24 protein-coding genes and 1 tRNA gene are annotated in these 24,576 nt (G+C 51.4%); 13 read left to right on the top strand and 12 right to left on the bottom strand.

What is annotated here, in order from left to right; all coding sequences use genetic code 11:
* Positions 1–19 precede the first annotated feature (19 nt).
* Genes rsfS through ACTHUG_RS09110 form a run of 3 tightly spaced genes read right to left on the bottom strand, consistent with a single transcriptional unit; the run spans position 20 to position 1,672 of the window.
* Positions 20–406, bottom strand: coding sequence for a ribosome silencing factor (gene rsfS / locus ACTHUG_RS09120; protein WP_002246503.1), 387 nt, complete (start codon positions 404–406; stop codon positions 20–22).
* Between the two features lie 58 nt (positions 407–464).
* Positions 465–1,070 carry a nicotinate-nucleotide adenylyltransferase gene (gene nadD, locus ACTHUG_RS09115; protein WP_003749340.1) on the bottom strand — a complete coding sequence of 202 codons (606 nt, stop codon included), beginning with the start codon at positions 1,068–1,070 and terminating at the stop codon, positions 465–467.
* 17 nt (positions 1,071–1,087) lie between these two features.
* Positions 1,088–1,672 carry a beta-class carbonic anhydrase gene (locus ACTHUG_RS09110; RefSeq protein ID WP_440386577.1) on the bottom strand — a complete coding sequence of 195 codons (585 nt, stop codon included), beginning with the start codon at positions 1,670–1,672 and terminating at the stop codon, positions 1,088–1,090.
* Positions 1,673–1,792: 120 nt separating this feature from the next.
* On the opposite strand from ACTHUG_RS09110, the gene ACTHUG_RS09105 reads away from it, so the two are divergent.
* Together ACTHUG_RS09105 and ACTHUG_RS09100 are read left to right on the top strand one after the other, a co-directional pair.
* Entirely contained in the window at positions 1,793–2,683 is an 891-nt protein-coding gene (locus tag ACTHUG_RS09105) for a DUF4743 domain-containing protein (protein WP_440386578.1), read from the top strand.
* 15 nt (positions 2,684–2,698) lie between these two features.
* The gene (locus tag ACTHUG_RS09100) at positions 2,699–3,640 is read left to right on the top strand and encodes an ABC transporter ATP-binding protein (protein ID WP_440386579.1); all 942 of its coding nucleotides are present in this window, start codon (positions 2,699–2,701) and stop codon (positions 3,638–3,640) included.
* A 191-nt stretch (positions 3,641–3,831) separates the two neighbouring features.
* On the opposite strand, the gene ACTHUG_RS09095 is transcribed toward ACTHUG_RS09100, so the two are convergent.
* The 7 genes from ACTHUG_RS09095 to ACTHUG_RS09065 form a co-directional block, all read right to left on the bottom strand.
* Positions 3,832–5,340, bottom strand: coding sequence for an AIPR family protein (locus ACTHUG_RS09095; protein WP_440386580.1), 1,509 nt, complete (start codon positions 5,338–5,340; stop codon positions 3,832–3,834).
* A 245-nt stretch (positions 5,341–5,585) separates the two neighbouring features.
* On the bottom strand, positions 5,586–8,417 hold the full coding sequence (locus ACTHUG_RS09090) for a valine--tRNA ligase (RefSeq protein ID WP_440386581.1): 2,832 nt from the start codon (positions 8,415–8,417) through the stop codon (positions 5,586–5,588).
* A gap of 96 nt (positions 8,418–8,513) precedes the next feature.
* Entirely contained in the window at positions 8,514–9,323 is an 810-nt protein-coding gene (gene zupT, locus ACTHUG_RS09085; protein ID WP_002224778.1) for a zinc transporter ZupT, read from the bottom strand.
* A 169-nt stretch (positions 9,324–9,492) separates the two neighbouring features.
* Entirely contained in the window at positions 9,493–10,485 is a 993-nt protein-coding gene (locus ACTHUG_RS09080; RefSeq protein WP_440386582.1) for a WG repeat-containing protein, read from the bottom strand.
* Positions 10,486–10,866: 381 nt separating this feature from the next.
* A complete protein-coding gene (locus ACTHUG_RS09075; protein WP_440386583.1) occupies positions 10,867–12,258 on the bottom strand; it encodes a D-amino acid dehydrogenase in 1,392 nt (463 codons plus the stop codon).
* Entirely contained in the window at positions 12,206–13,597 is a 1,392-nt protein-coding gene (locus ACTHUG_RS09070) for an alanine/glycine:cation symporter family protein (RefSeq protein WP_440386585.1), read from the bottom strand. The genes ACTHUG_RS09075 and ACTHUG_RS09070 overlap by 53 nt, the downstream gene beginning before the upstream one ends.
* Before the next feature lie 303 nt (positions 13,598–13,900).
* Positions 13,901–14,743: an ATP-grasp domain-containing protein gene (locus ACTHUG_RS09065; protein WP_440386586.1), complete on the bottom strand. Its 843-nt coding sequence runs from the start codon at positions 14,741–14,743 to the stop codon at positions 13,901–13,903.
* A gap of 125 nt (positions 14,744–14,868) precedes the next feature.
* Here ACTHUG_RS09065 and ACTHUG_RS09060 point away from each other — a divergent pair, with 125 nt between their 5' ends.
* The 5 genes from ACTHUG_RS09060 (at position 14,869) to ACTHUG_RS09040 (ending at position 19,004) form a co-directional block, all read left to right on the top strand.
* Positions 14,869–16,104 (top strand): FAD-binding domain-containing protein, encoded by a 1,236-nt coding sequence (locus tag ACTHUG_RS09060; protein WP_440386587.1) that lies wholly within the window; start codon positions 14,869–14,871, stop codon positions 16,102–16,104.
* A gap of 147 nt (positions 16,105–16,251) precedes the next feature.
* Positions 16,252–16,971, top strand: a complete 720-nt coding sequence (gene minC, locus ACTHUG_RS09055) for a septum site-determining protein MinC (RefSeq protein WP_440386588.1) — start codon at positions 16,252–16,254, stop codon at positions 16,969–16,971.
* A 26-nt stretch (positions 16,972–16,997) separates the two neighbouring features.
* Positions 16,998–17,813 carry a septum site-determining protein MinD gene (gene minD / locus ACTHUG_RS09050; protein WP_440386589.1) on the top strand — a complete coding sequence of 272 codons (816 nt, stop codon included), beginning with the start codon at positions 16,998–17,000 and terminating at the stop codon, positions 17,811–17,813.
* Positions 17,814–17,816: 3 nt separating this feature from the next.
* Positions 17,817–18,080 carry a cell division topological specificity factor MinE gene (gene minE, locus ACTHUG_RS09045; RefSeq protein ID WP_003680625.1) on the top strand — a complete coding sequence of 88 codons (264 nt, stop codon included), beginning with the start codon at positions 17,817–17,819 and terminating at the stop codon, positions 18,078–18,080.
* Positions 18,081–18,083: 3 nt separating this feature from the next.
* A complete protein-coding gene (locus tag ACTHUG_RS09040; RefSeq protein ID WP_003749313.1) occupies positions 18,084–19,004 on the top strand; it encodes a hydrogen peroxide-inducible genes activator in 921 nt (306 codons plus the stop codon).
* A gap of 63 nt (positions 19,005–19,067) precedes the next feature.
* Here ACTHUG_RS09040 and ACTHUG_RS09035 read toward each other — a convergent pair whose 3' ends face one another.
* On the bottom strand, positions 19,068–19,280 hold the full coding sequence (locus tag ACTHUG_RS09035; protein WP_003684747.1) for a glycine zipper 2TM domain-containing protein: 213 nt from the start codon (positions 19,278–19,280) through the stop codon (positions 19,068–19,070).
* 254 nt (positions 19,281–19,534) lie between these two features.
* Between ACTHUG_RS09035 and ACTHUG_RS09030 the strand changes: the two genes are divergently transcribed.
* A complete protein-coding gene (locus tag ACTHUG_RS09030; protein WP_128581381.1) occupies positions 19,535–19,984 on the top strand; it encodes a CopD family copper resistance protein in 450 nt (149 codons plus the stop codon).
* A gap of 33 nt (positions 19,985–20,017) precedes the next feature.
* A complete protein-coding gene (locus ACTHUG_RS09025) occupies positions 20,018–20,992 on the top strand; it encodes a TerC family protein (RefSeq protein WP_254343436.1) in 975 nt (324 codons plus the stop codon).
* A 68-nt stretch (positions 20,993–21,060) separates the two neighbouring features.
* On the opposite strand, the gene ACTHUG_RS09020 is transcribed toward ACTHUG_RS09025, so the two are convergent.
* Positions 21,061–21,492, bottom strand: a complete 432-nt coding sequence (locus tag ACTHUG_RS09020; protein ID WP_003749309.1) for an Ag473 family lipoprotein — start codon at positions 21,490–21,492, stop codon at positions 21,061–21,063.
* A gap of 182 nt (positions 21,493–21,674) precedes the next feature.
* On the opposite strand from ACTHUG_RS09020, the gene ACTHUG_RS09015 reads away from it, so the two are divergent.
* The 4 genes from ACTHUG_RS09015 to ACTHUG_RS09000 all read left to right on the top strand — a co-directional run bounded on the left by ACTHUG_RS09015 (position 21,675) and on the right by ACTHUG_RS09000 (position 24,568).
* Positions 21,675–21,750 (top strand) — tRNA-Lys (locus ACTHUG_RS09015).
* 307 nt (positions 21,751–22,057) lie between these two features.
* Entirely contained in the window at positions 22,058–23,500 is a 1,443-nt protein-coding gene (gene aldA / locus ACTHUG_RS09010) for an aldehyde dehydrogenase (RefSeq protein ID WP_254343434.1), read from the top strand.
* Between the two features lie 137 nt (positions 23,501–23,637).
* On the top strand, positions 23,638–24,213 hold the full coding sequence (locus ACTHUG_RS09005; protein WP_314059357.1) for a hypothetical protein: 576 nt from the start codon (positions 23,638–23,640) through the stop codon (positions 24,211–24,213).
* A 70-nt stretch (positions 24,214–24,283) separates the two neighbouring features.
* Positions 24,284–24,568, top strand: a complete 285-nt coding sequence (locus tag ACTHUG_RS09000; protein WP_440386591.1) for a hypothetical protein — start codon at positions 24,284–24,286, stop codon at positions 24,566–24,568.
* The last annotated feature ends 8 nt before the right edge of the window (positions 24,569–24,576 follow it).

Here is a 24,576-nt window from a genome sequence, read left to right as displayed (position 1 = left end):
TTTGTATGGATAAACCGTTTTAGTCGGCGGCGTGCCAAGGTTTTTGCATACCGGCGTGGAAACTCGGTTTTTCTCCGCCCCACAAGGTGTCGATGTCGTAGAAGTCGCGCACGGCAGGGAGCATGACGTGGACAACGAGGTCGCCTGCGTCGACGAGCGTCCATTCGCCGCTGTCGCCTTCGGTGCTGAGGATTTCGAAACCGGCTTCTTTCAAATCGACGGCAACGTTGTTCGCCAGTGCTTTGACTTGGCGTGTGCTGTCGCCGCTGGCAATAATCATGCGGGCGAACAGGGAAGTTTTGTCTTGAGTTTCCAAAACAGAGATGTCTTTGGCTTTAATGTCTTCGAGGGCGTTTACGGCCACTTCGACCATTTTTTGCAGGTCTTGCAATTCTTGTTCGTTCATTGTTTTCCTAGTTGAAATGTTTTCAGACGGCATTATAGCTTATCTGCCTGAATAAACGCTATTTTTCATAGAGTTTGTGTTGGCGGATGTATTGGGCAACGGGTTGCGGCAGGCCGTCTGAATGGTGCGTTTTGGCAAGATTGGCACGGATTTGGGTGGAGCTGGTGTTGTGCAGCGGCGCGTTGAGGATGCGGACGCTGCCGTTTTGCAGGGCTTCGCCGAGCCATGCGTGCAATTCGCGCGGGGTTTTGTTGAGGTTGTCGCCTTGGCGCATGGCGATGGCGATATGGGTCTGGCGCACAAGGGTTTGCCATTTTTTCCATGTGTGCAGCTGCATCAGGCTGTCGCTGCCCATCAGCCACCACAGTTGCGCGCCGGGAAACTGCTGGCGGAAGATTTGGACGGTGTCAAACGTATAAGTCGCGCCGTCGCGGACGATGTCGCAGTCGCTGGCGGCGAATTTCGGCTCGTCGGCGATGGCGAGTTCGACCATATTGAGGCGCTCTTGTGCCGGCGTGCGCGTGCTGTCTTTGTGGTACGGGTCGCCTGCCGGCAGGAAGACGACGAGGTCCAAACCGATTTCGTCGGCAAAGGCGCGGGCGATGTGGAGGTGGCCGTTGTGAATGGGGTCAAACGTGCCGCCGAATAATCCGATGTTTTTCATTTTGGGTAGTGTCTGCGTTAGATGTTTTGGCCGTCTGAAGCAGGCAGGCTGCCGTCAACAATCAGGTTGAGCTTGCCGGTGGTCGGGTGGATGACCAGGCCGTGGATGGCGATGTTGTCGGGCATCAGCGGATGTTTGCGAATCAGCTCGACGGTATGGCGCACGCTGTCTTCGACATCGTCAAAACCGGTCAGCCAGTTGTCCAAATCGATACCGGCGTTGCGCAGGGTTTCGATGCGGTCGTCGGGGATATTGCTGTCATGTACGCGTTGGAGGAACTCTTCGGCGTGCAATCCGCGCATACCGCAGTCGTGGTGGGCAATGACCATGATTTCTTTGACTTTGAGTTCAAATACGGCCACCAACAAACTGCGCATCACCGAACCCCAAGGGTGGGTCACCAGCGCGCCGGCGTTTTTGATGAGCTTGGCATCGCCGTTTTTCAAGCCCAACGCATTGGGCAGCAGCTCGATAATGCGCGCGTCCATACAGGAGAGGATGGCCAGCTCGCGACCGGGGTATTTGTTGGTAAAGTATTTTTCGTATTCGCCCGTTTCGACGAAATGTTGGTTATAGGCGAGGATTTCGCTCAATTCGCTCATGATGTGCTCGTTTCGGATGGTTTACTCTATTATAGCGGTTTTCAGGGGGTATGGTTGTTTTGCAAATTCGCCGTAAACGGCTAAAATCGACGTATCTTTAGTTCTTTTGGAGGATGTGCCGTGTCTCAGTCTTTCCGCTTTGAACAGGTATTCGCGCCTGATGTCCACGACGCATTGTGGGATTGGGCACAAACCAGCTATGGCGCATCCGACGATTGGTGCATTCTGTATCTCAACGGCCTGCCTTTAGGCCGTCTGAACCCGTTATGGCGCGAACGCCTCGGGCAAGATTGGACAGGCAGGCAGTCGACCCTTTCAGACGGCCTGAATTTGGAAACCGACAGCTGGGCGGAAATGGGCGACAGTTTGCAAACGCTGGCGCAACAATGGCGCGAGTGCGGTTGGCTCAAAGGTTGGCGCGATGAAAAGTTCGACATCTGCGACCAGTCGGGCAAGCCTTTATGCGCACTCGAACGCGCCGCCTTCCGTCCGTTCGGCCTGATGAGTCAGGCAGTGCATTTGAACGGATTGGTCGAAACAGAAAACCGTCTGCGCTTTTGGATAGGCCGCCGCAGTCCGCACAAAGCCGTCGATCCAAACAAACTCGACAACCTGACCGGCGGCGGCATCAGCAGCGGCGAGAGGCCGTCTGAAGCCGTCTGCCGCGAAGGCGAAGAAGAAGCAGGCATTCCCGCTTCGTTAACCCCCCATATCCGACCGACCGCCCAAATATATAGTTTGCGCCCCGTTAACCGCGGTGTCCACAACGAAATCCTGCATATCTTCGACATTATCCTGCCCGAAGACTTCCAACCCGCCAACCAAGACGGCGAAGTCGCCGGTTTTGAACTGATGGACATCCCCACCCTGCTCGAAGCCATGTTGGGCGGACACATGATGCACGATGCCCAGATGGTTACGCTTGAAGCCTGCCGGCGATACGGCCTGATCAACCCCAAACATCCGCTGTCCGCATGGCTCGACAGCATCCGTTGCCGACCCCATTTTTAAAGGCCGTCTGAAACCATGTTGCAACTCAAAAACATCAACAAACGCTTCGGCAGCAAAACCGTTGCCCAAGACATCAACCTAAACGTCGAAGCAGGCGAAATCCTCGCCGTACTCGGCCGCTCCGGCTGCGGCAAATCCACCCTGCTCAAAACCATCGTCGGCCTGGTGCGTCCCGACAGCGGCGAAGTCTGGCTCAACGGCGACAACATCACCGACATGCCGTCTGAAAAACGCAATATCTCGCTGATGTTTCAAGACTACGCCCTTTTGCCGCATTTAACCGCCCTCGACAACGTCGGTTTCGGCCTCAAAATGCGCCGTCTGCCCAAAGCCGAAATCGAAGAACAATCCATGCAGGCCTTGCGCGACATCGGTTTGGAACACGAAGCGCAACGCAAACCCGAAAGCCTCTCCGGCGGCGAACAGCAACGCCTCGCCCTCGCACGCGCCCTAATCACGCGCCCGTCGCTGTTGCTCTTGGACGAAGCCTTCTCCAGCCTCGACACCCACCTGCGCCGCCACCTGCGCACCCTGACCGCCGAACGCATCCGCAGCCAAAACATCCCCGCCATCCTCGTGACCCACTCCGCCGAGGAAGCCTGCACCATGGCCGACACCATCGCCATCATGCACGAAGGCCGCATCCTCCAACACGGCACGCCGGAAACCCTTATCCGCCGCCCCGTCAACGCCCAAGCCGCCCTGCTGCTCGGTTTGTCCAACACCGACGACACACGCTACATCCCCCAACACGCCATCCGATTCGACCCGAACGGCACAGCCGTCCGCATCAGCGAAGCCGTCCCCCTTGCCGAAGGCACACGCCTCACCCTCGCCCATCCGCAATACGGCGATTTGATTTGGTATCCCCACGCCGACCACGATACGGACAAACCGCAAACCGGACAGGAAATCAGCATCAGCGTGGATGAAAATCAGATTGTTTGGTTTGATTGAATGTGATGGATTAAAAAAAAGAAAAAGGCCGTCTGAAAAGCAACAAACACCGTCATTCCCGCGCAGGCGGGAATGACGGCGGATGGGTTTGGGGCGGGGGAAAGGTTTCAGGCTGACTTGGGAAGGGCAGCCTGAAAATGGGGAGGCCGTCTGAAAGACGGATTCAGACGACCTCCCCATTGGTTAGTCGGTTACTTCAAGTAATTAATTAAATCTCCACGTCTAAACGTGGCGGCAAGTTGTTGTAAAGAAATTTCTGAGCTATCGTTGTAAAGTGCAGCAAGTGCCTGCCGGATGTCCTGTATTGCTGCTTGAAGGTAGGCTTCGCCCTTTTCATCCAGCCGTGCCTGCAAAGAAACGAAATTTTGATGATTAACCAAATCAAATGATGCCAATCCTAAATCTGCAAGAAGTTTCCTGCCAATCTGCATGGCAATAAAACAGGAAGCATAACGGACAAAGTCGGGATCATTTTCCTGCGGGCGTTTTCTTCTGTTCTCTGCCATACGGTAAATCAATACGGACAATACCGCCTGCGCCCCGTTCAAATTATCGAAAATTTCGCCATACAATTTACCAAAATGCTCCTTGGTGAAAAATTTCGCCTGCTGGGGTTTTTCTTTGACAACCGAAAGTACCGCTTCGGCAACCGTGCCTGATGTAATATCGTTTTTTCCTGCTTCCTGGCTACGCTTGCGTCGGTAGGTGTAACCCAACTCTGCAATCGATATCTCCAAACGCTGCTGCTGGGGATCGTTGGCTCTCAAATCCTTCAAATCCACAGGATTTTGGCTGTTGGTGGCATGGGTGATTTTCATAACCAAATCGTTTTGCTCTTTTGGCAGCTCGTAGATGCGCACCAACACGCTGGCATTGTCCGAAATATCGGAAAAATCTGCTATTGCGTTCATCAGGGTCATGGATGTCTGACCGCCGTTTACAATCTGCAAATCCGTAACATTGACCTGGTAATCGGATGTCTGCAAGGCATTATAGGAAAAACTTCTGCATATCAAAGTCAGCCCGTTATTGTAAAAATAGAAATTATCCGGCTCGTGTTGCAGGGTTCTTTGGATATCCTGATTAACGCGGTTTCCTGTCAAACCGAGATAACGGCGGATATTCCTTTCCAGTAGTTTTTCGCCATGCTGTCTCATTAATTGGGCAATTTCTTTAACAGGAATCCGCCCGATACAGACGCGGCTGAAATTCATATCTTCAATTACTGCTTTGCCTTTCAGCCGCAATACGGCATCGACAGGTTTTGTGCGGCTACGGATAGCCAGCAGGGTTTCATGGTTGGCATACTCCCATGACACTTGGGATACAGATTGAAATTCGCGGTCAATATCGGTTTGCGCTTCCCGGTTCCATTTCAGCCCGTTGTTGCAGGCGATAACCCGAATCTGCGGTATCTGCCCGTCCCGAATACGTGAGCGGATATCTTCGACTTTGGCTTTCAAGCGCATATTGATGCCGCCCAAATCGGCAGCCGGATTAAACAGATATTGAACGGCCTTGATTAATTTTTCTATGCCGGTTTGTGGGAAATTTTTATTTCCGTCCAAACTCTTGGCGTATTTTGACTGGATAAGGACAACGGAAAATTCCCCATCGTTTTCTTCATCTATATAAACAGCATCCGTTCCAAAATCTCCGCCTCCGTCAACCAGACAATCCAAGGCTGTTTCTTCATCCAAATCCAAAATGTCTTTGATACAGATAAAAGTAAACAGGGCGGATTTGAGTTTGTCCGTGTCATTTGGGTTGATGTTCAAAATTTGGCATACTTCATCTTTGGTTTCCTGCGGAATACCTAAAAGCTGTTGGTCTAAAATAGAAGCAGCGATATCCATGATAGTCTCCGTACATTTTTGAATTTTTAAAATATGAAAGCTGTGTTTCGGCCTGAAAACCACTCCACCGTTTTCAGGCTGCCTTCCAATCACCCTCTCAACTTCGCCAATTGCCCTTCCACTTTCCCCATCTTATCCATCAACTCAGCCAATTCCGCCTTATCCTTCTCCACCAGATGTGCGGGGGCTTTGTCCACATAGCCGGGTTTGGAGAGTTTGGCATTGAGTTTGTCCAAGGCTTTTTGCAGCTTCTCGGCTTCTTTGCTCAAACGGGCGGTTTCGGCGGCTTTATCGATTTCGACTTTCAGCATCAGGCGCGCGCCGTTGCAGACGGCGACAGGCGCGTCTTCGCTTTCGGGCAGGCTGTCCACCAGCTTGGCTTCGGTCAGTCGGGTCAGCGACGGCAGGTATTTGAGCAGGCCTTCGAGTTCTGCGCTGCCTTCGACGAAGAGCGGCGCTTTGACGTTTGGCGCGATACCCATTTCGCCGCGCAGTTTGCGCACTTCTTCCACCAAGTCTTTCAATGCGGCCATTTTGTCGAAGGCCGTCTGAACGATTTGTTCTTTATCGGCTTGCGGATAAGCGGCCAACATGATGCTGTCGGCGGTTTTGGCATTCGCCAGAGGCGCAACGACCTGCCACAGCTCTTCGGTAATGAAAGGCATGATTGGGTGCAGCAGGCGCAGGATGGTTTCGAGTACGCGCACGAGGGTGCGGCGTGTGGTGCGCTGGGTTGTCGGGCAGCCGGTTTGGATTTGCACTTTTGCCAGCTCGATGTACCAGTCGCAATATTCGTTCCATACAAATTCGTACAGCGTTTGCGCGGCAAGGTCGAAGCGGTAGGTTTCAAAGGCTTCGGCAACGGCGGCTTCGGCTTGTTGCAGTTTGCCGATAATCCATTGGTCGGCGAAGGTAAACGCCAACGGCTGCATTTCGTCTTGACCGCAGTCTTTGTCTTCGGTGTTCATCAACACGAAGTTGGTGGCGTTCCACAATTTATTGCAGAAGTTGCGGTAGCCTTCGGCACGTTTGAAGTCGAAGTTGACGCTGCGGCCGAGGCTGGCGTAGCTTGCCATGGTGAAGCGCAATGCGTCCGCCCCCATGCTCGGAATGCCTTCGGGGAAGAGTTTTTTGGTGGCTTCTTCCACTTTCGGCGCGGTTTCGGGTTTGCGCAGGCCGGTGGTACGTTTCACCAGCAGTTTTTCCAAGTCGATGCCGTCGATCAAATCCACAGGGTCGATGACATTGCCTTCGGATTTGGACATTTTTTTGCCTTCGTGGTCGCGCACGATGCCGTGGATGTACACGTCTTTAAACGGTACTTTACCGGTGAAGTGGGTGGTCATCATAATCATGCGCGCCACCCAGAAGAAGATGATTTCGTAGCCGGTGACCAAGACATTGGACGGCAGGAAGGCTTTGAGTTCGTCGGTTTCAGACGGCCAGCCGAGTGTGGAGAACGGCACGAGCGCGGAGGAGAACCATGTATCCAGTACGTCTTCTTCGCGGGTCAAACCGGTTTTGCCGGCTTGTTTTTCGGCTTCTTCCTGATTGCGGGCAACATACACATTGCCTTCGTTGTCGTACCATGCAGGGATTTGATGACCCCACCACAGTTGGCGCGAGATACACCAGTCTTGGATGTTGTTCATCCATTGGTTGTAGGTGTTGACCCAGTTTTCGGGGATAAAGCGCACTGCGCCGCTGTCGACGGCTTTTTTGGCTTTGTCGGCGAGGCTCAAGCCTTTGAACTCGCTGTCAGGCTCGCCGCCGTTTGGTGTGGCGGACATGGCGACAAACCATTGGCTGGTCAACATCGGCTCAATCACTGAGCCTGTGCGGTCGCCTTTCGGCGTCATCAGCGTGTGCGGTTTGATTTCGACCAAGAAACCTTGTTCCTGCAAATCGGCAACCATTTGTTTGCGCGCGGCAAAGCGGTCCAAGCCTGCGTATTTTTCAGGCAGGACAAAGCCTTGTTGCGCTTCGCCTTTGAAGTTGAACACTTCGGCGTTTGCCAGCACTTTGGCTTCCAAATCGAACACATTAATCAGGCGCGTGTCGTGGCGTTTGCCGACTTCGTAGTCGTTGAAGTCGTGTGCAGGCGTGATTTTCACGCAACCGGTGCCAAAATCTTTTTCAACGTATTCGTCAGCAATCACGGGGATGGTGCGGCCGGTCAGCGGCAGGATTAATTCTTTGCCGATCAAGTGGGTATAACGTTCGTCTTCGGGATTGACGGCAACGGCCACGTCGCCCAGCAGCGTTTCAGGGCGGGTGGTTGCCACGATAACGGCTTCGGCAGGATTGTCGGCCAGCGGATAGCGGATGTGCCACATAGAGCCTTGTTCTTCCACGCTTTCCACTTCCAAATCAGACACTGCGGTACCCAATACCGGATCCCAGTTCACCAAGCGTTTGCCGCGGTAAATCAAGCCTTGCTCATACAGGCGCACGAACACTTCGGTTACGGTTTCGGCGCGAACATCGTCCATCGTGAAATACTCGCGCGTCCAGTCGGCAGAACAGCCCACGCGGCGCATTTGTTGGGTAATCGTGCCGCCGGAAACTTCTTTCCATTCCCATACTTTTTCCAAGAATTTTTCGCGGCCCAAGTCATGACGGGACACGTTTTGTGCGGCAAGCTGACGCTCGACCACGATTTGCGTGGCGATGCCCGCGTGGTCGGTGCCCGGAATCCAGGCGGTATTGCAGCCTTTCATGCGGTAGTAGCGGGTCAAACCGTCCATGATGGTTTGGTTGAAGGCATGGCCCATGTGCAGCGTGCCGGTTACATTGGGCGGCGGCAGTTGGATGGAGAAAGACGGTTTGGTCAAATCCATATCAGGCTGGAAATAGCCCTGCTCTTCCCAGTTTTGATAATGTTTGGATTCGATTTCGGCTGGATTGTATTTGTCTAACATGATGGAACTTTGTGAAATTAAGGTTATTTTTGATGTGCGGATTATAACGCAAAAAGGCCGTCTGAATCATTTCAGACGGCCTTTGGCATACGGGTTTTAAAAATGGAACAATACCAGGCTGACGGCAATCACCGCCATGCCCGTTGTCAGGCCGTAAACGGTTTCATGGCCGTCTGAATAGCGTTTGGCGGCCGGCAACAGCTCGTCCAACGCCAAAAACACCATCACACCGGCTATCACGCCGAACACCGAGCCAAACACGGCAGGCGACAAAAACGGCTGTAAAACCAAATAGCCCAAAGCCGCCCCCAAAGGCTCGGCCAAACCGGATAACAGACACGCCCATACCGTTTTCTTACGGCTTCGGGTGGCAAAATAAACCGGCGCGGCGATAGAAATGCCCTCCGGAATATTATGGATGGCAATCGCCAAGGCCAAAGGCATCCCGACCGCCGGATTTTCCAAGGTGGCAAAAAACGTCGCCAAACCTTCGGGGAAATTGTGCGCCGTAATCGCAAACGCCGCCATCATACCGACTCGCGCGATATGGCGGCGTTTGCTTTCTTGAAACGACGGGTCTTGCGCGTCTAAGGTTTCATGCGGGTTCGGCACCAGGCGGTCAATCAGCGCAATGCCGCCCATACCGGCCAAAAATGCCATGGTCGCCGCCGCAAACGCATGGTCTTTATCATAAATTTCAGCGAACGCCTCGCTGGATTTACTGAAAATCTCCGTCAGGGAAACATACACCATCGCACCGCCGGCAAATGCCAAACCAAACGACAACACGCGCGGATTGGGCGTTTTGGAAAACATCACCAAACCGCTGCCTAATACGGTAAACAAACCGGCAGCCAGCGTGATAGAAAAGGCAACGGCCAAATTGGACATCGAAAAATCGGGCATGAGAAAACCTGCGCTAAAAGCTGGGACAGGTTCAGACTAACACTTTTTAATACGTATGATAATAGTTATTATTTATTTTATTGATTAGATACCCGGATTTTGAAACATAAGGTCGTCTGAAAAATAGTTTTCAGACGACCCTACCTACTGACAAAAAATTCAGGAATTGCTATTCAATCTCAACTGGTTTGCCTTGCTTATCAATATAAAAGAATTCATCTTCACTAAAATCTTCGTCTTTAAATTTATTCTTCATATTAACAAGTGCCACACCATTTTGGAAATCATTGAAAGTACCAAATTTGAACGGTATAACTACTTTACCAGTTTTATCTAAATAACCGAATTTGCCGTTTAATTCTGCACCGATCAAACCTTCACTCAATGAACCTAGATACGTATATTTAAAAGGGATAACTACCTTTCCCTTTTTATCGATATAACCGTATTTATCATTTTGTACAACTTTTGCCATACCATCCTGAAAATTAGAAGCACTTTTATATCGCGCAGGAATTACCCACTGATTTCTGTTATCGATATAACCCCATTTATCAAGAATCTGAACAGCAGCTAATCCTTCATTAAAATAAAAGGCATTTTCATATTTTGGTGGAATAACCATCTCACCTTTTGTATTGATATAGCCATATTTATCTGTATCAGCAGGGACAACCGCAGCCAATCCTTCGCTGAATGAATCGGCTTTATCATATTGAAATGGGAGGGCAACTTTGCCATTTTTGTCAATAAAGCCCCATTTGCCTTTTTGTTTGGCAGGAGCAAGACCTTGTGCAAAATCACCAGGCAAGTCCTCAAATTTCAAAGGAATCACTTCTTTACCACTGGCGTTGATGTAGCCGCATAAAAGCTGATCTGATTTTCCTACTGTTTTACAAACTGCCGCCAATCCTTCAGAAAAATCGCGAGCAACGTAATATTTGAGCGGAACAACAACTTTCCCTTGTCGATTGACAAAACCATACAAATAAGGAGCCTTCTTGTTACCCGGCTTAGTAACCATAGACAGGCCTTCTTCACTAAGGCAATCAACCGTGCTGTAACCTTCTCTACCGGTTAATTTTGGTTCTTCGCAAGTATCAGCCAGCGCAAGAGGCATATACACTGATGCAATAAAAACACCTAAAAATATTTTCTTCACACATTAACCTTTTTAAAAAATGATGTATAGATTCTATAAAAAAATTATAAGGCATGTCCATCTTCAAAAACGGCAATGTTACTGAAAGGAAATATGGGACAATCTCCTATGCTTTTCCCAAGCTGCTACCGTCCCTCAACATAGCCGCAACCGGGTTGTTTTGCTAAATCACACTGCCTTTGGAAAATACCGGCAATACCGCCAACATGAAGAACAGGCCACAAACTTTTTTCAAATCCATCCGTATTTCTTTTACAAAAAATCTTTACGTCAGTCTGATTGCAGTATAACAAGACATACTGGGAACAAAAGGCCGTCTGAAAAATGGTTTTCAGACGGCCCTTAAGTTTGAAATATCACCAAACCTTATCGCTTTCCAGCTTAAGCCTGATAGCGCGACAGGCTCAAGTCGTCGCTGCGGATTTCGGTGTCTTTGCCGCTCACGATATCGGCGGTCAATTTTGCCGAACCCAGCGACATGGTCCAGCCTAAAGTGCCGTGGCCGGTATTCAGGAATAAGTTTTCAAAGCGGGTGCGCCCGATTAACGGCGTGCTGTCGGGCGTCATCGGTCGGAGGCCGCTCCAGAACAATGCCTGATTCAAATCGCCGCCTTCGGGGAATAAATCGTTGACGACCAAAGCCAATGTTTCGCGGCGTTTTTCGGGCAGTTTGATTTCGTAGCCCGACAATTCCGCCATGCCGCCGACGCGGATTCTGTTGTCGAATCGTGTGATGGCGACTTTGTAGCTTTCATCTAAAACGGTGGAAACCGGCGCGCCGTCGGAATTTGTGACCGGCAGGGTCAAGGAATAGCCTTTGACGGGATAAATGGGCAGATCGAGATCCAACTGCGCCAAAACCGTCCTGCTGAAGCAGCCGAGTGCGCAGACAACGGCATCTGCTTCAAACCGTTCTGTTTCGGTTTCCACTGCGCTGATGCGCAGCCCGTTGTGTTCGATGCGGCGGATGGTTTGGTTGAAATGAAACTGTACGCCCTTTTCCTGACACAATTTGTACAGGTTTTCGGTGAAGAGGTGGCAGTCGCCGGTCGCATCCGCAGGCAGGTGCAGGCCGCCGGCAATTTTGGCGGTAACGCGCGCCAGCGCAGGCTCGAATTCTGCGCATTCTTCGGGTTTCAGACGGCGGTAGGGCACGCCGTAGCGTTCCAAAACGGCAATGTCTTGTTCTGCCGCTTCGACTTCTTTGGTTTGGCGGAAAATCTGCAACGTCCCTTTTTTGCGCCCTTCAAAATTCATGCCGGTTTGCACTTCAAAACGGCGGAACATTTCTCGGCTGTATTCGGAAATCCTGACCATGCGCTCTTTATTGATTTGATAGCGCGCTGCCGTGCAGTTTTGCAGCATTTGCCACAGCCATTCGATTTGATACAGGCTGCCGTCGGGGCGAAACAGCAAAGGCGGATGGCTTTTAAACAGCCATTTCAGCGCTTTGGTCGGGATGCCGGGTGCAGCCCAGGGCGTGGTATAGCCGTAAGAGAGCTGGCCTGCGTTGGCAAAACTGGTTTCCATCGCCACGCCCTCGGCGCGGTCGATGACCGTTACTTCATGTCCGGCCTCTGCCAGATACCACGCGGAAGATACGCCGGCAACTCCGGCACCTAAAACCAGCACTTTCATTTTTCTCCTCCTCTGACTTTTTTCAAAACAAACTGATATACATCGGGCCGTCTGAATGTTCCGTTTCAGACGGCCTTGGACATCAATGCGGCAATTCGCCGTTTTTGATTTTTTGTTTGAAGTCGCGCGTTTCATTGACGATGACTTTCGCCATCAACAAAAGCGCAATCAGGTTGGGCAAGGCCATCAAGCCGTTGAACGTATCCGAAGCCAGCCACACCAAATCAAGGCTCAACACGGTACCCAGCATGACGGAAGAGACGTAACCCACGCGGTACAGTCCGGCAAAGCGTTCACCGAAAACGTACACCGCGCATTTCTCGCCGTAATAACACCAGCCGAGAATGGTTGAGTAGGCAAAGAAAATCAGGCCGATGGTAACAATCCAGCCGCCGATACCGGGCAGCATTTTCTGGAAAGTGACGGTTGTCAGCGCCGCGCCGCTCAATTCAGGTTTCACAAACTCGCCGCCTGCGCCGAGCAGACCCATGACCAACACGATACCAGTAATCGAGCAGACAACAATGGTGTCCAAAAAAGTACCGGTCATGGAAACCAAAGCCTGACGGACGGGGTGGTCGGTTTTCGCGGCGGCGGCGGCAATCGGCGCAGAACCCATGCCCGCCTCATTGGAGAACACGCCGCGTGCCACGCCGTAGCGGATGACCGTGCCGATGGCTCCACCAGCCACGGCCTGTGCGCTAAACGCATCGGAGAAAATCAGTTTGACGGCAGGCATCAGTGTGTCAGAATTCACGACAATAATGGAAATACCGCCCACTACATAAAATACTGCCATGGCAGGCACGATAAAGGACGCCGCTTTGGCGATGCCCTTAATGCCGCCTAAAAGCACAATGGCCGTTAATACGGTCAATATCACGCCGGTGTAGGCAGGTTCAACACCGAAGCTGGTTTGCACTGCCTGCGCAACCGAGTTGGACTGCACCGAGCTGCCGATACCGAAGGAAGCGAATGTGCCGAACAGCGCAAATGCGACAGCCATCCATTTCCAGTTTTTGCCCAAGCCTTTTTCGATGTAATACATCGGGCCGCCGGACATCTCGCCTTTGGAGTTGGTCACGCGGTATTTCACCGCCAACACGCCCTCGCCGTATTTGGTGGCCATACCGAAAATGGCGGTCATCCACATCCAAAATACCGCGCCCGGGCCGCCGGTTACCACCGCAGTCGCCACGCCGGCGATATTGCCCGTACCGATGGTGGCCGACAGCGCGGTCATCAACGCTGCAAAATGGGAAATATCGCCTTCGTGGTCTTCACCGTCTTCATGCTTCTTTGACGGCACAAACGCCTGTTTCAACGCATAACCCAGCATGGTGAACTGCAAGCCTTTCAGCAAAACGGTCAGCAAAATGCCCGTACCGACCAGCAGCATCAACATAATAGGCCCCCAGACCCAGCCGCTGATGGTTTCAAAAAAAGCTTTGAGATTGTCTAAAAGCAATTGCATGGTTTTTCTCCTTTGTCTGTTTTATTTTTTAAAACACCACTTTTTTGTAGTGTCCTGTAATTTCAGCACAGAATGTTTAAGATTACAACATATTTATTTTCAAAAGCTTTTCGTATTTTTACCCTAAATAAAACCTAATCGACACCAAGAAAATTGTTTACAATCCAGAGCAGGCCAAGACCCCAGCCCAATTAAAATGACAAATAAAAGCATGCTTTAAAACATCTTCCTGCCAACTGTTTAAAAAAATTCAGGCCGTCTGAAAAAAATCTTTCAGACGGCCTGAATGTGCGTGCCGCAACCCTATTTCAGCAACCCGGCCAACACTCGGGCAAAACGCTCCGCCGCGCCTTCGCTGGTGTGCAGGTACAGGGCAGGTTCGATGAGTTCCAACTCATTAAGCAGGAAGGTATCGCCAATCAGTGTGCCGTCCACGCGGGCATAAACCGGCATTTGCGGCAAGACGGCCAGTACATCTTGCGCGGCACGGACGGCAAACTCGGGCGGCTCGATACCGAACACCGACACGCCATAGGCCGAGTTGGCGCGCCATTCGCCTTGCGGCGGCTGACGGCGCACGGCATGGCTGAATGCGCCGTTGAAAAACACCAGCGAGGTTTCGCCCGCCGTTTCGATTTCGCGGATATACGGTTGAACCATCATGCCTTGCGGATAATCCGCCATATCCACGTCCAATGCCTCCGCACAAACTTTGACCACGCCTTTGCCGCTCTGTCCGAATGCGGGCTTGATAACTGCTTCCGTCCAACCTTGTTGTTTCAGAATATCGGCCAATTTGTCTTTGTGCGCGGGAACGAACACGCTGGGAATCACTTGCGCGCCGCGCGCCGCCAAATCGCACAAATAAGTCTTTTCCATATTCCAAGCCATCAATTCGGGCGGATTGATAAAACGCTGCCCCGCCTGCCCGGCATGCTCCAGCCATTGGCGGAAGGCTTCGGGTTCGGCGGCATAATCCCATGCGCACAAAGGCAGCAAAAACGGCGCGGACGGATGGTTTTGCCACGTATCAAATACGGTTTTCACACCCATGGTTTCCAAATGCCCCGCCAATGTTTTCAGGTTGTCTGACGGTTCGGGATAGGTTTGGCAGGTAATGAGTGCCAAAACGGTTTGCTCGGTCATGGTTGCATCTCGTTGCTAAAACCAAAATTATATAGCGAAATCAAACCAAAAGATTTTTCAGACAGCCTGATACATGAGGCCGATTCTGATAAAATGGTTTCCCCCTTTTCCGTCGGAACATGCTCATGAAATCTGCCCACGTCCTTGTCTGGTTCCGCCGCAACCTCCGCCTGCACGACAATGCCGCGCTTAATGCCGCCGTTGCAAGCGGTTTGCCCATCGCCTGCGTCTGGGTCAGCCAAAGGCCGTCTGAAAACCACAATCCGCGTCAAAGCCTGTTCCATTATCAAGCCGCGCAAGAGCTGCATACCCGTCTGGCGGCACACCATATTCCCTTATATGCCGTCGCTTCCGACGAAGACCTCCTCCCCTTGGCCGCTGCGCTCCATGCCCATACCGTCATCACTGACGAAGCCTACACCGAAGCCGAAATCCGCCAAGACAACCTCCTCTGGCACAATTTCGACCGCGCAGGCATTGCCCTGCAACACGCCAACGACCGCGGCATTTTGGCCAAATCTCCCCTCATGGATGCCAACGGCCTGCCATACACCGATTTTGCCGCCTATAAACAAGCATGGTTGCAGACCTATTCAGGACAAAGGCCGTCTGAAACCGAATTGCCTGTTCAAACCGGACAAAACGTTCCACTATTTCCAGCCCATCGCGGCGCAGTATTGCCTGCCTATCAACAGGGCGGCGAAACCGCAGCCTTAACGCAATGGCACGCGTTCAAACAAAATTTGGTTCACTACCCGATTACCCAAAACTTTCCGGCACGAAAAAACACCAGCCTCCTCAATGCCTACCTGTCCGCAGGCTGCATTTCACCTCGCCTGCTGGCCGCCGAAGGTTTGGCAAACCGACATTTCGAGTGGCTGGACAAGCTTATTTTCCGCGACTACTGCTACCAGCTCGCCTACCACCGCCGTCTGCCCGAAACAACCGATGCCGCCCCGGTGCGCGAATACTGGCGCAACGGCCAAACCGGCGTACCCGTCATCGACGCCTCCATCCGCAGCCTCGAAGCCACCGGCCACCTACATCCTGTTCTCCAGCAGCTGTGCGCCCACTATTTCTGCCATGCCCTCAACCTTGACCCCAACCAAGGTATCACGTGGACAGCCTCCGTCCAAACCGGCACCGACCCCGCGCTCAACCAAGCCAACTGGCACCTTGCCGCCCAAGACACAGCCACCGTCCGCTATGCCCACCGTTCGCACCAAATCGACCCCGACGGCAGCTACATCCGCAGTTACCTCCCCGAATTGGCACACCTGCCGTCCACCCTCATCCACACACCGTGGGCGGCCGCCGATGACATCGACACACACGGCTATCCCTTTCCTAAGGCCGTCTGAAACCTGCGTTCACACCAAAAAACCACACTAAATACAGCTGAAAAACGTTCAAACAAAATATTTTGGTTTCAGACGGCCAAACAGATTGAATAGCCAAGATTTACACGGTAAACTTACGTCATTAAAAAATTTTATTATTTCATTACAATGAAACCCGCATTCGACATAAAAACGTCACGTTTGGACGTCTTATCCATCCATCTGCACACCGCAGATCTAACCGAATTGGAAGAATTCCTGCGCCAACTGGCAGGCCAGTCCCAAGACGAATTCGTTCCCTTCATTTTAGACGTACAAGATTTCGACCATCCCGAATCCATCGATTTGGGCGGCATGATTTCCCTGTTTGCCCGTTACGGTATGCAAATTTTAGGGCTGCACCACATCAGCGATACCTGGGCGGCGGCGGCGGCGCGTTACCACTTGGTCTTCAAACAAGGCAACGCCACCCAGGCAGCCGACACACAGGCAGCGCCCACCCCGCGCCAGGCACCGCAGCCGCAAGACGTACAGGCCACCGTCATCAACAATCCGACCGTATTGGTCAGCACGCCCGTGCGTACCGGCCAGCAGGTGTACGCTGAAAACGGCGATCTCATCGTTACCGGCATCGTCAGCCAAGGCGCAGAACTTATCGCCGACGGCAACATCCATATTTACGCCCCCATGCGCGGCAGAGCGTTGGCCGGCGCAAAAGGCAACACCAACGCGCGCATCTTCATCCATTCCATGCAGGCCGAGTTAGTCTCCGTTGCCGGCATCTACCGCAACTTCGAGCAAGACCTGCCCGAGCATCTGCACAAAAAACCCGTACAAGTATCATTGCAAGACAACCGACTGGTTATCAGCGCAATCGACGCCGAATAAACATCAGTACTTAAAAAGGAAATATCGTGTCCAAAATCATCGTAGTAACTTCAGGTAAAGGCGGCGTAGGCAAGACCACTACCAGCGCCAGCATCGCAACCGGCCTGGCCCTGCGCGGCCACAAAACCGCCGTAATCGACTTCGACGTCGGTTTGCGCAACCTCGACCTGATTATGGGTTGCGAACGCCGCGTCGTGTATGACCTCATCAACGTCATCCAAGGCGAAGCCACACTCAACCAAGCCCTGATTAAAGACAAAAACTGCGAAAACCTCTACATCCTGCCCGCCTCGCAAACCCGCGACAAAGACGCGCTGACCCGCGACGGCGTCGACAACGTGATGAAAGAGCTGTCCAGCAAAAAAATGGGCTTCGAGTTCATTATCTGCGACTCCCCTGCCGGTATCGAACAAGGCGCACTGATGGCGCTCTACTTTGCCGACGAAGCCATCATCACTACCAATCCGGAAGTATCCAGCGTCCGCGACTCCGACCGCATCTTGGGCATTTTGCAAAGCAAATCCCGCAAAGCCGAACAAGGCGGCACAGTTAAAGAGCACCTGCTGATTACCCGCTACTCCCCAGAGCGCGTGGCCAAAGGCGAAATGCTGTCGGTACAAGACATCTGCGACATCTTGCGTATTCCGTTGATCGGTGTGATTCCTGAATCACAAAACGTCCTGCAAGCTTCCAACGCCGGCGAACCTGTCATCCACCAAGACAATGCCGCCGCCGCGGAAGCCTATAAAGACGTTATCGCCCGCCTCTTGGGTGAAAACCGCGAAATGCGTTTCCTCGAAGCTGAGAAGAAAAGCTTCTTAAAACGACTGTTCGGAGGTTAATACATGTCACTGCTCGATATGCTGTTCGGCAGAAAGCCGAAAACCGCCACAGTCGCGCGCGACCGCCTGCAAATCATCATCGCGCAAGAACGCGCACAAGAAGGCCAAGCTCCGGACTATCTGCCGACCCTGCGTAAAGAGTTGCTGGAAGTCCTGTCCAAATACGTCAACGTATCATTGGACGACATCCGCATCTCCCAAGAGAAACAAGACGGCTTGGACGTTCTTGAGCTGAACATCACCCTGCCGGAACAAAAAAAGGCTTAACACATGACCTTGACCGAATTGCGTTACATCGTAGCCGTCGCACAAGAACGTCACTTCGGACGTGCCGCACGACGCTGCTTTGTCAGCCAGCCCACCCTCTCCATCGCCATCAAAAAGCTGGAGGAAGAGCTGTCGGTATCCCTGTTCGACCGTAGCAGCAACGACATCATCACGACCGAAGCGGGCGAGCGCATTGTTGCCCAAGCCCGCCGGGTTCTGGAAGAAGCCGAACTCATCAAGCACCTTGCCAATGAAGAGCAAAACGAATTGGAAGGCGCGTTCAAACTCGGCCTGATTTTTACCGTTGCCCCCTACCTTCTGCCCAAGCTCATTACCGCGCTGCGTGAAACTGCGCCGAAAATGCCGCTGATGCTGGAAGAGAACTATACCCACATCCTGACCGAGTCGCTCAAACGCGGCGATGTCGATGCAATCGTCGTTGCCGAACCGTTCCAAGAGCCGGGCATCGTAACCGAGCCTCTGTATGACGAACCTTTCTTCGTCATCGTTCCCAAAGGACATCACTTTGAAGAACTCGATGCCGTTACGCCTCAGCTTTTGAGCGAAGAACAAGTGTTGCTGCTGTCCGAAGGCAACTGTATGCGCGACCAAGTGTTGGCAAGCTGTTCCGAATTGGCTTCCAAGCAAAAAATCCAGGGCTTGACCAATACCCTACAAGGCAGCTCCATTAACACCATCCGCCACATGGTTGCCAGCGGCCTGGCCATCAGCGTCATGCCGGCTACCGCATTGACCGAAAACGACCACATGCTTTTCAGCATTATCCCGTTTGAAGGCACTGCACCGCACCGCCGTGTCGTTTTGGCTTATCGCCGCAACTTTGTCCGTCCGAAAGCACTGACTGCCTTGCGCACTGCTATTTTGCAATCGCAACTGACCGGTGTAACGTTCGTCAACGAATAAACCGTAAAACAAAAGGCCATCTGAACATTCAGACGGCCTTTTTATTTTTAACCAAATAAAGGATTAGTAGCGGGTATGAACTTGACTGCCGATAACACCACCCAAAGCCGCGCCACCCAAGGTAGAGCCGGTATCGCCACCAATCAAATTACCTGCCACGCCGCCCAATACCGCACCAGCAGCAGTGTTGCGTTGAGTTTGAGTCATATTGGCACACGCACCCAAAGAAGCGGCCAGCATGATCAAGGTCACAGTTTTTGCAAAAGTTTTCTTCATGGTTTGATTCTCCATCAGGGGTTAAGCTTTATATGGAACAGTATGGCACAACCTTTCATTAATATATTTTCTGATAAGTAAAGACAGATTAAACTAAGATAACGCTCTTGATGAACGGTTAAATGCAAAAACAAACGGCAATTCCAAAAGAATATTTATAAATTTTAATATATTTGGCATAAAATTGCGCATACATCAACCGCATTCGGTAGTGATACAATGACGACTTGTCTGAATTACCGGAAACACCCGTCATGAGTATCTACGCACTGGCACACATCATCCACGTTTATTGCGCGATTGCCTTTGTCGGCGGCGTATTTTTCGAAATGCTGGTCCTCTCCGTTTTACACACCGGCCGCGTTTCACGCGAATCGCGCCGCGAAGTCGAACGTGCCATGTCCCATCGTGCCGTCCGCGTGATGCCGCCTGTCGTCATTACCCTGTTCATCAGCGGCATCGTGATGGTGTACAACCGCTACCTGCCGATACTACACCACCCATTCGACAGCTCCTTCGGCATCATGCTGAGCATCAAAATCCTGTTGGCAGTAAGCGTTTTGGTACATTTTGCCATCGCCGTCGTCAAAATGGCACGGCACACCCTCACCGTCGGCTGGTCGAAATACATACACGCCGTCGTATTCAGCCATATGCTATTTATCGTCTTTTTTGCCAAAGCAATGTTCTACCTGTCTTGGTAAACCTTACCCATACCCCACACACAAGGATTGTTTATGACCCAATACCCGTCCGTCGGCTCGCCGATGTTTTACGGCATCTTCTTTATTGCCGTCTTAATCATGATCGCCATCGATATGGTGTCGCTGAAAAAAAACGGCGCCCACAAAGTCAGCATCAAAGAAGCCCTCGCCTGGAGCGGCATTTGGGTGGCCGTATCCTGCGCGTTTGCCGGCTGGCTCTATTTCGAACTGGCGGGCAACCCGGCTTACGGGGCCGTTGTCGCCAAAGAAAAAGTCCTCGAATTCTTCACCGGCTATGTGCTCGAAAAATCCCTTGCCGTCGACAACATCTTCGTTTTCCTGATGATTTTCGGCTATTTCAAAGTCGAACCCAAATTCCAACACCGCGTCCTGCTCTATGGCGTATTCGGCGCCATCGTCCTGCGCGCCATCATGATTTTCATCGGCGCGGCACTGGTACAGCAATTCGAATGGATTCTCTACCTGTTCGGCGCATTCCTGCTCTATACCGGCATCCACATGATGAAACCCGAATCGGAAGAAGAGGAAGACCTTTCCCAAAACAAAATCCTGACCCTGCTCAAAAAAGTCATCCCGACCAGCCCACAGTTTGACGGTGAAAAATTCTTTACCATTGAAAACGGCAAACGCATCGCTACGCCGCTTTTACTGGTATTGATTATGATCGAATTGAGCGACATCATCTTCGCCGTGGACAGCATTCCCGCTATTTTTGCCGTCACCACCGACCCGTTCATCGTCCTTACCTCCAACATTTTTGCCATCTTAGGCCTGCGTGCCATGTACTTTTTGCTGGCGGATTTTGCCGAACGCTTTATCTTCCTCAAATACGGCTTGGCCTTCGTATTGAGCTTTATCGGTATCAAAATGCTGATTATGCACTGGGTACATATCCCGATTTCCATTTCCCTGTCCGTCGTCTTCGGCGCACTGGGCGCATCCATCCTGACTTCTTTGGTGTACACGCGTCAGCAAGAAAAAAAATAATCCGCCGATACAAAAAGGCCGTCTGAAAAACATTTTTCAGACGGCCTTTTCAAATATCGGACACCAGCTTATTTAGCAGCATCTTTCAATTTGTCGGCAGCTTCTTGAGTTGCATCGGCAGCTTTACCCAAAGCATCTTTAGCCGCATCTTTGGCAGCGTCTTTAGCTTCGCCCACAGCAGCTTTTGCATCGTCCAAAGCTTTGTCGCTGGCTTCTTTAGCACCATCGATGGCTTTACCGGTAGTTTCTTTAGCATCGGAAATTGCTTTCTCCGCAGTTTCCTTCGCATCGGCACCGGCTTCTTTAGCGTCAGAAACAGCCTGTTCAGCAGCGCCTTTAGCTTCGGAAGCAGCAGCATCAGCAGCAGAAGCCGCGTGTTCGGCAGCAGCGTTCACATCAGAAGCAACGGCAGAAGCCGCTTCTTGAGTTTCCTGTTTCGCCTCTTGAGAACAAGCAGCCAAACCAGCCACCATCATCGCAGCAATCAATAATTTTTTCATGTTGTATATCCTTTGGTCTAAAAAATATCCATCAGAACTGACAGATTAAAAAATCATAACATAATTAATACTCGGAAACGGGAGAATTAACGCCAAATAACAACCGATTTACGTTTTTTGAAAAAAATTTCAAAAAAACAGTTGACGAAAAGAAACAAGCTCCCTATAATGCACAGCTTATCGGGTCGTTAGCTCAGTCGGTAGAGCAGCGGACTTTTAATCCGTTGGTCGAGCGTTCGAATCGCTCACGACCCACCAAATATAAAAACCTGCTTTAAAAAAGCAGGTTTTTTTACATCTTTATCAAACCCTTCTCCATACGATACCTCCCCTATCTTCAAAATCAAGCCATATACAGGCTTTGTCCCAATGCCGCGTATGAACGTTACCCAACGCATCACACCAGCACCAACCTATAATCAACCAAGCCCGACTCCCCCTTCCATCAACTTTTTCTAAAAACTTCCAAATACCTACCGTCAACCCACTCTAAATCCTCTTGTATGCCAGACAATTTAGGCATAGACTAAAACTACATTCAACTACAACAATAGGAGAAAGTTTGATGAAACAACTGTCTATGTATATTAACGGCCGTTTTGAAACCGATTTTAACGGTACATGGCGCGATGTATTGAATCCGGCAACCGAAGAAGTCATCGCGCGCGAGCCTAAAGGCGGAAAAGCCGATGTTGACCGTGCCGTTGCTGCCGCCAGAGAGGCGCAAGCCGCATGGGAGCGTTTGCCTGCTGTTGAACGCGGCGTATACTTGCGCAAAATCGCCCAAGGCATACGCGAACGTGCCGACGAGCTGACCGACACCATTGTCGCCGAAGGCGGCAAAACCAAAGACTTGGCACGCATAGAAGTTATGTTCACTGCCGATTATCTCGACTACCAAGCCGAATGGGCGCGCCGTTATGAAGGCGAAATCATCCAAAGCGACCGCCCGCGCGAAAATATTTTATTGTTCAAACGTCCTTTGGGCGTAATTGCCGGCATTTTGCCGTGGAACTTCCCCTTCTTCCTGATCGCCCGCAAAATGGGCCCGGCTTTGGTAACAGGCAATACCATCGTCGTCAAACCAAGCAGCGTTACCCCGATCAACTGCCACATCTTTGCTGAAATCGTTCACGCTTCAGGCTTACCGGCCGGCGTATTCAACGTCGTCAACGGCCCGGGTGCAGAAATCGGCAATGCCTTGGCATCACATCCGCAAGTCGACATGGTCAGCCTGACCGGTTCTGTAGAAGCAGGCCGCCAAGTAATGGAAGCTGCCGCCACCAACATTACCAAAGTCTCATTGGAACTCGGCGGCAAAGCCCCTGCCATCGTTTTGAAAGACGCGGATTTGGACTTGGCAGTGAAATCCATCTTGGCTTCGCGCGTCGGCAACACCGGCCAAATCTGCAACTGCGCCGAGCGCGTGTATGTCCACAGCAGCCTGAAAGACGCGTTCATTGAAAAAATGACTGCCGCCATGAAAGGCGTTCGCTACGGCAACCCGGCCGAAGCCGAACCCGGCGCGCTGGAAATGGGCCCGCTGATTGAAGAGCGCGCCGTCAAAGCCGTTGCTGAAAAAGTGGAACGCGCCGTCAAACAAGGTGCGACACTGGTCTGCGGCGGCAAACGTGCCGACGGCAAAGGCTACTTCTTCGAACCTACCCTGCTGACCGATACCGACAACAGCATGGACATCATGAAAGAGGAAACCTTCGGCCCAGTCCTGCCGGTTGCCACTTTCGACACGCTCGACCAAGTCATCGCTTTGGCAAACGACAGCGAGTTCGGCCTGACCAGTTCCGTCTATACCACCAATCTGAATGAAGCGTTTTATGTAACCCGTCGCCTGCGTTTCGGCGAAACCTACATCAACCGCGAAAACTTCGAAGCCATGCAAGGCTTCCATGCCGGTTGGAAAAAATCAGGTATCGGCGGCGCCGACGGTAAACACGGTTTGGAAGAATACCTGCAAACCCAAGTCGTCTATTTGGAAACTGATATCTAACTGCCGATACGGCCCTTCATGAAACAAAAGGCCGTCTGAAGCTGATTTTTCAGGTTAAACTGCACCCAAAAAGTTGCTACTACAACTAACAAGGTGCAGTTTTTTATAACTAATTTTTATTAAATAGGAAAGTAACCATGTTGCACAAAATCGGGATAATGAGCGCGTTGATTTTGGGTCTTGCCATGCCTGCCGCTGCTGAATGTTTGATTCAAAAAGATGGTATCGGAGGAATTAAATTAGGGCAGAACTTAAAGCAGGTAAAACAGAAATTCCCGAAGGCGAAAATGGAGAGAACAAGCGATGCCGAAGGTGTGGCGTATGTTGCCATTACGCTGTCTAAAGACGTTATGGTTATCGCTTTTCAAGATGGAGACGACGATCCTGATTCTCCTATAAAACTCCATAAAAAAATTGATTCTTTGAGCACCTATTCTCCCGCCTGTCACACGGCTTCAGGTGTACACCCGGGCATGAAGATTAAAGATGCAGAAGCCAAGTTGGGCAAAGTCAAAAAAATCATAATGTCGGAAATAGAAGCGCGTGAATATGTAACATTTGCCCGCCAACCTAAAAATTTTACATTTGAAGTGGAACGTGGAACAGGGATTTATCCGGGTAAAGGTGAAGCGCCGAATCAAACTCGGCGTTACCGTCAAACGGGACGTATTGAGGCAATTTCCGTATCTCAATCCAACGGTTTTGATAATTGAAGAGCAAGATATTAGACAGAATGAACTGCACCCCCAAAGTTGCCCTCCAACTAACAAGGTGCAGTTTTTTATGACCCAATATACATTACACTTCAAAATACCAAACCGTATTCCACTACCTGTCCGCGTACGCAAACCAATACCGCATCTCACGCACCCATCTGCGACGTTGGATAACCGCCTGTCAGGAAAGCGGCATCTGCCCACTCAAACCCTTCAGTCCAAAATCTTGACCGACTACCGCAAAAATACCTTTATCGGCGACAAGCCGATCACAAAAATACTGTTTTTGGAGGCAGTTCAGGTTTCAGACGACCTTTCTGCCTTTATAGAAAAAAATACCGACATCGCGTAAAATAGAGC

The organism is Neisseria sp. P0022.S009 (assembly GCF_051956675.1).
Classification (GTDB): domain Bacteria; phylum Pseudomonadota; class Gammaproteobacteria; order Burkholderiales; family Neisseriaceae; genus Neisseria.
This window is presented reverse-complemented; position numbering and strand designations above follow the sequence as displayed.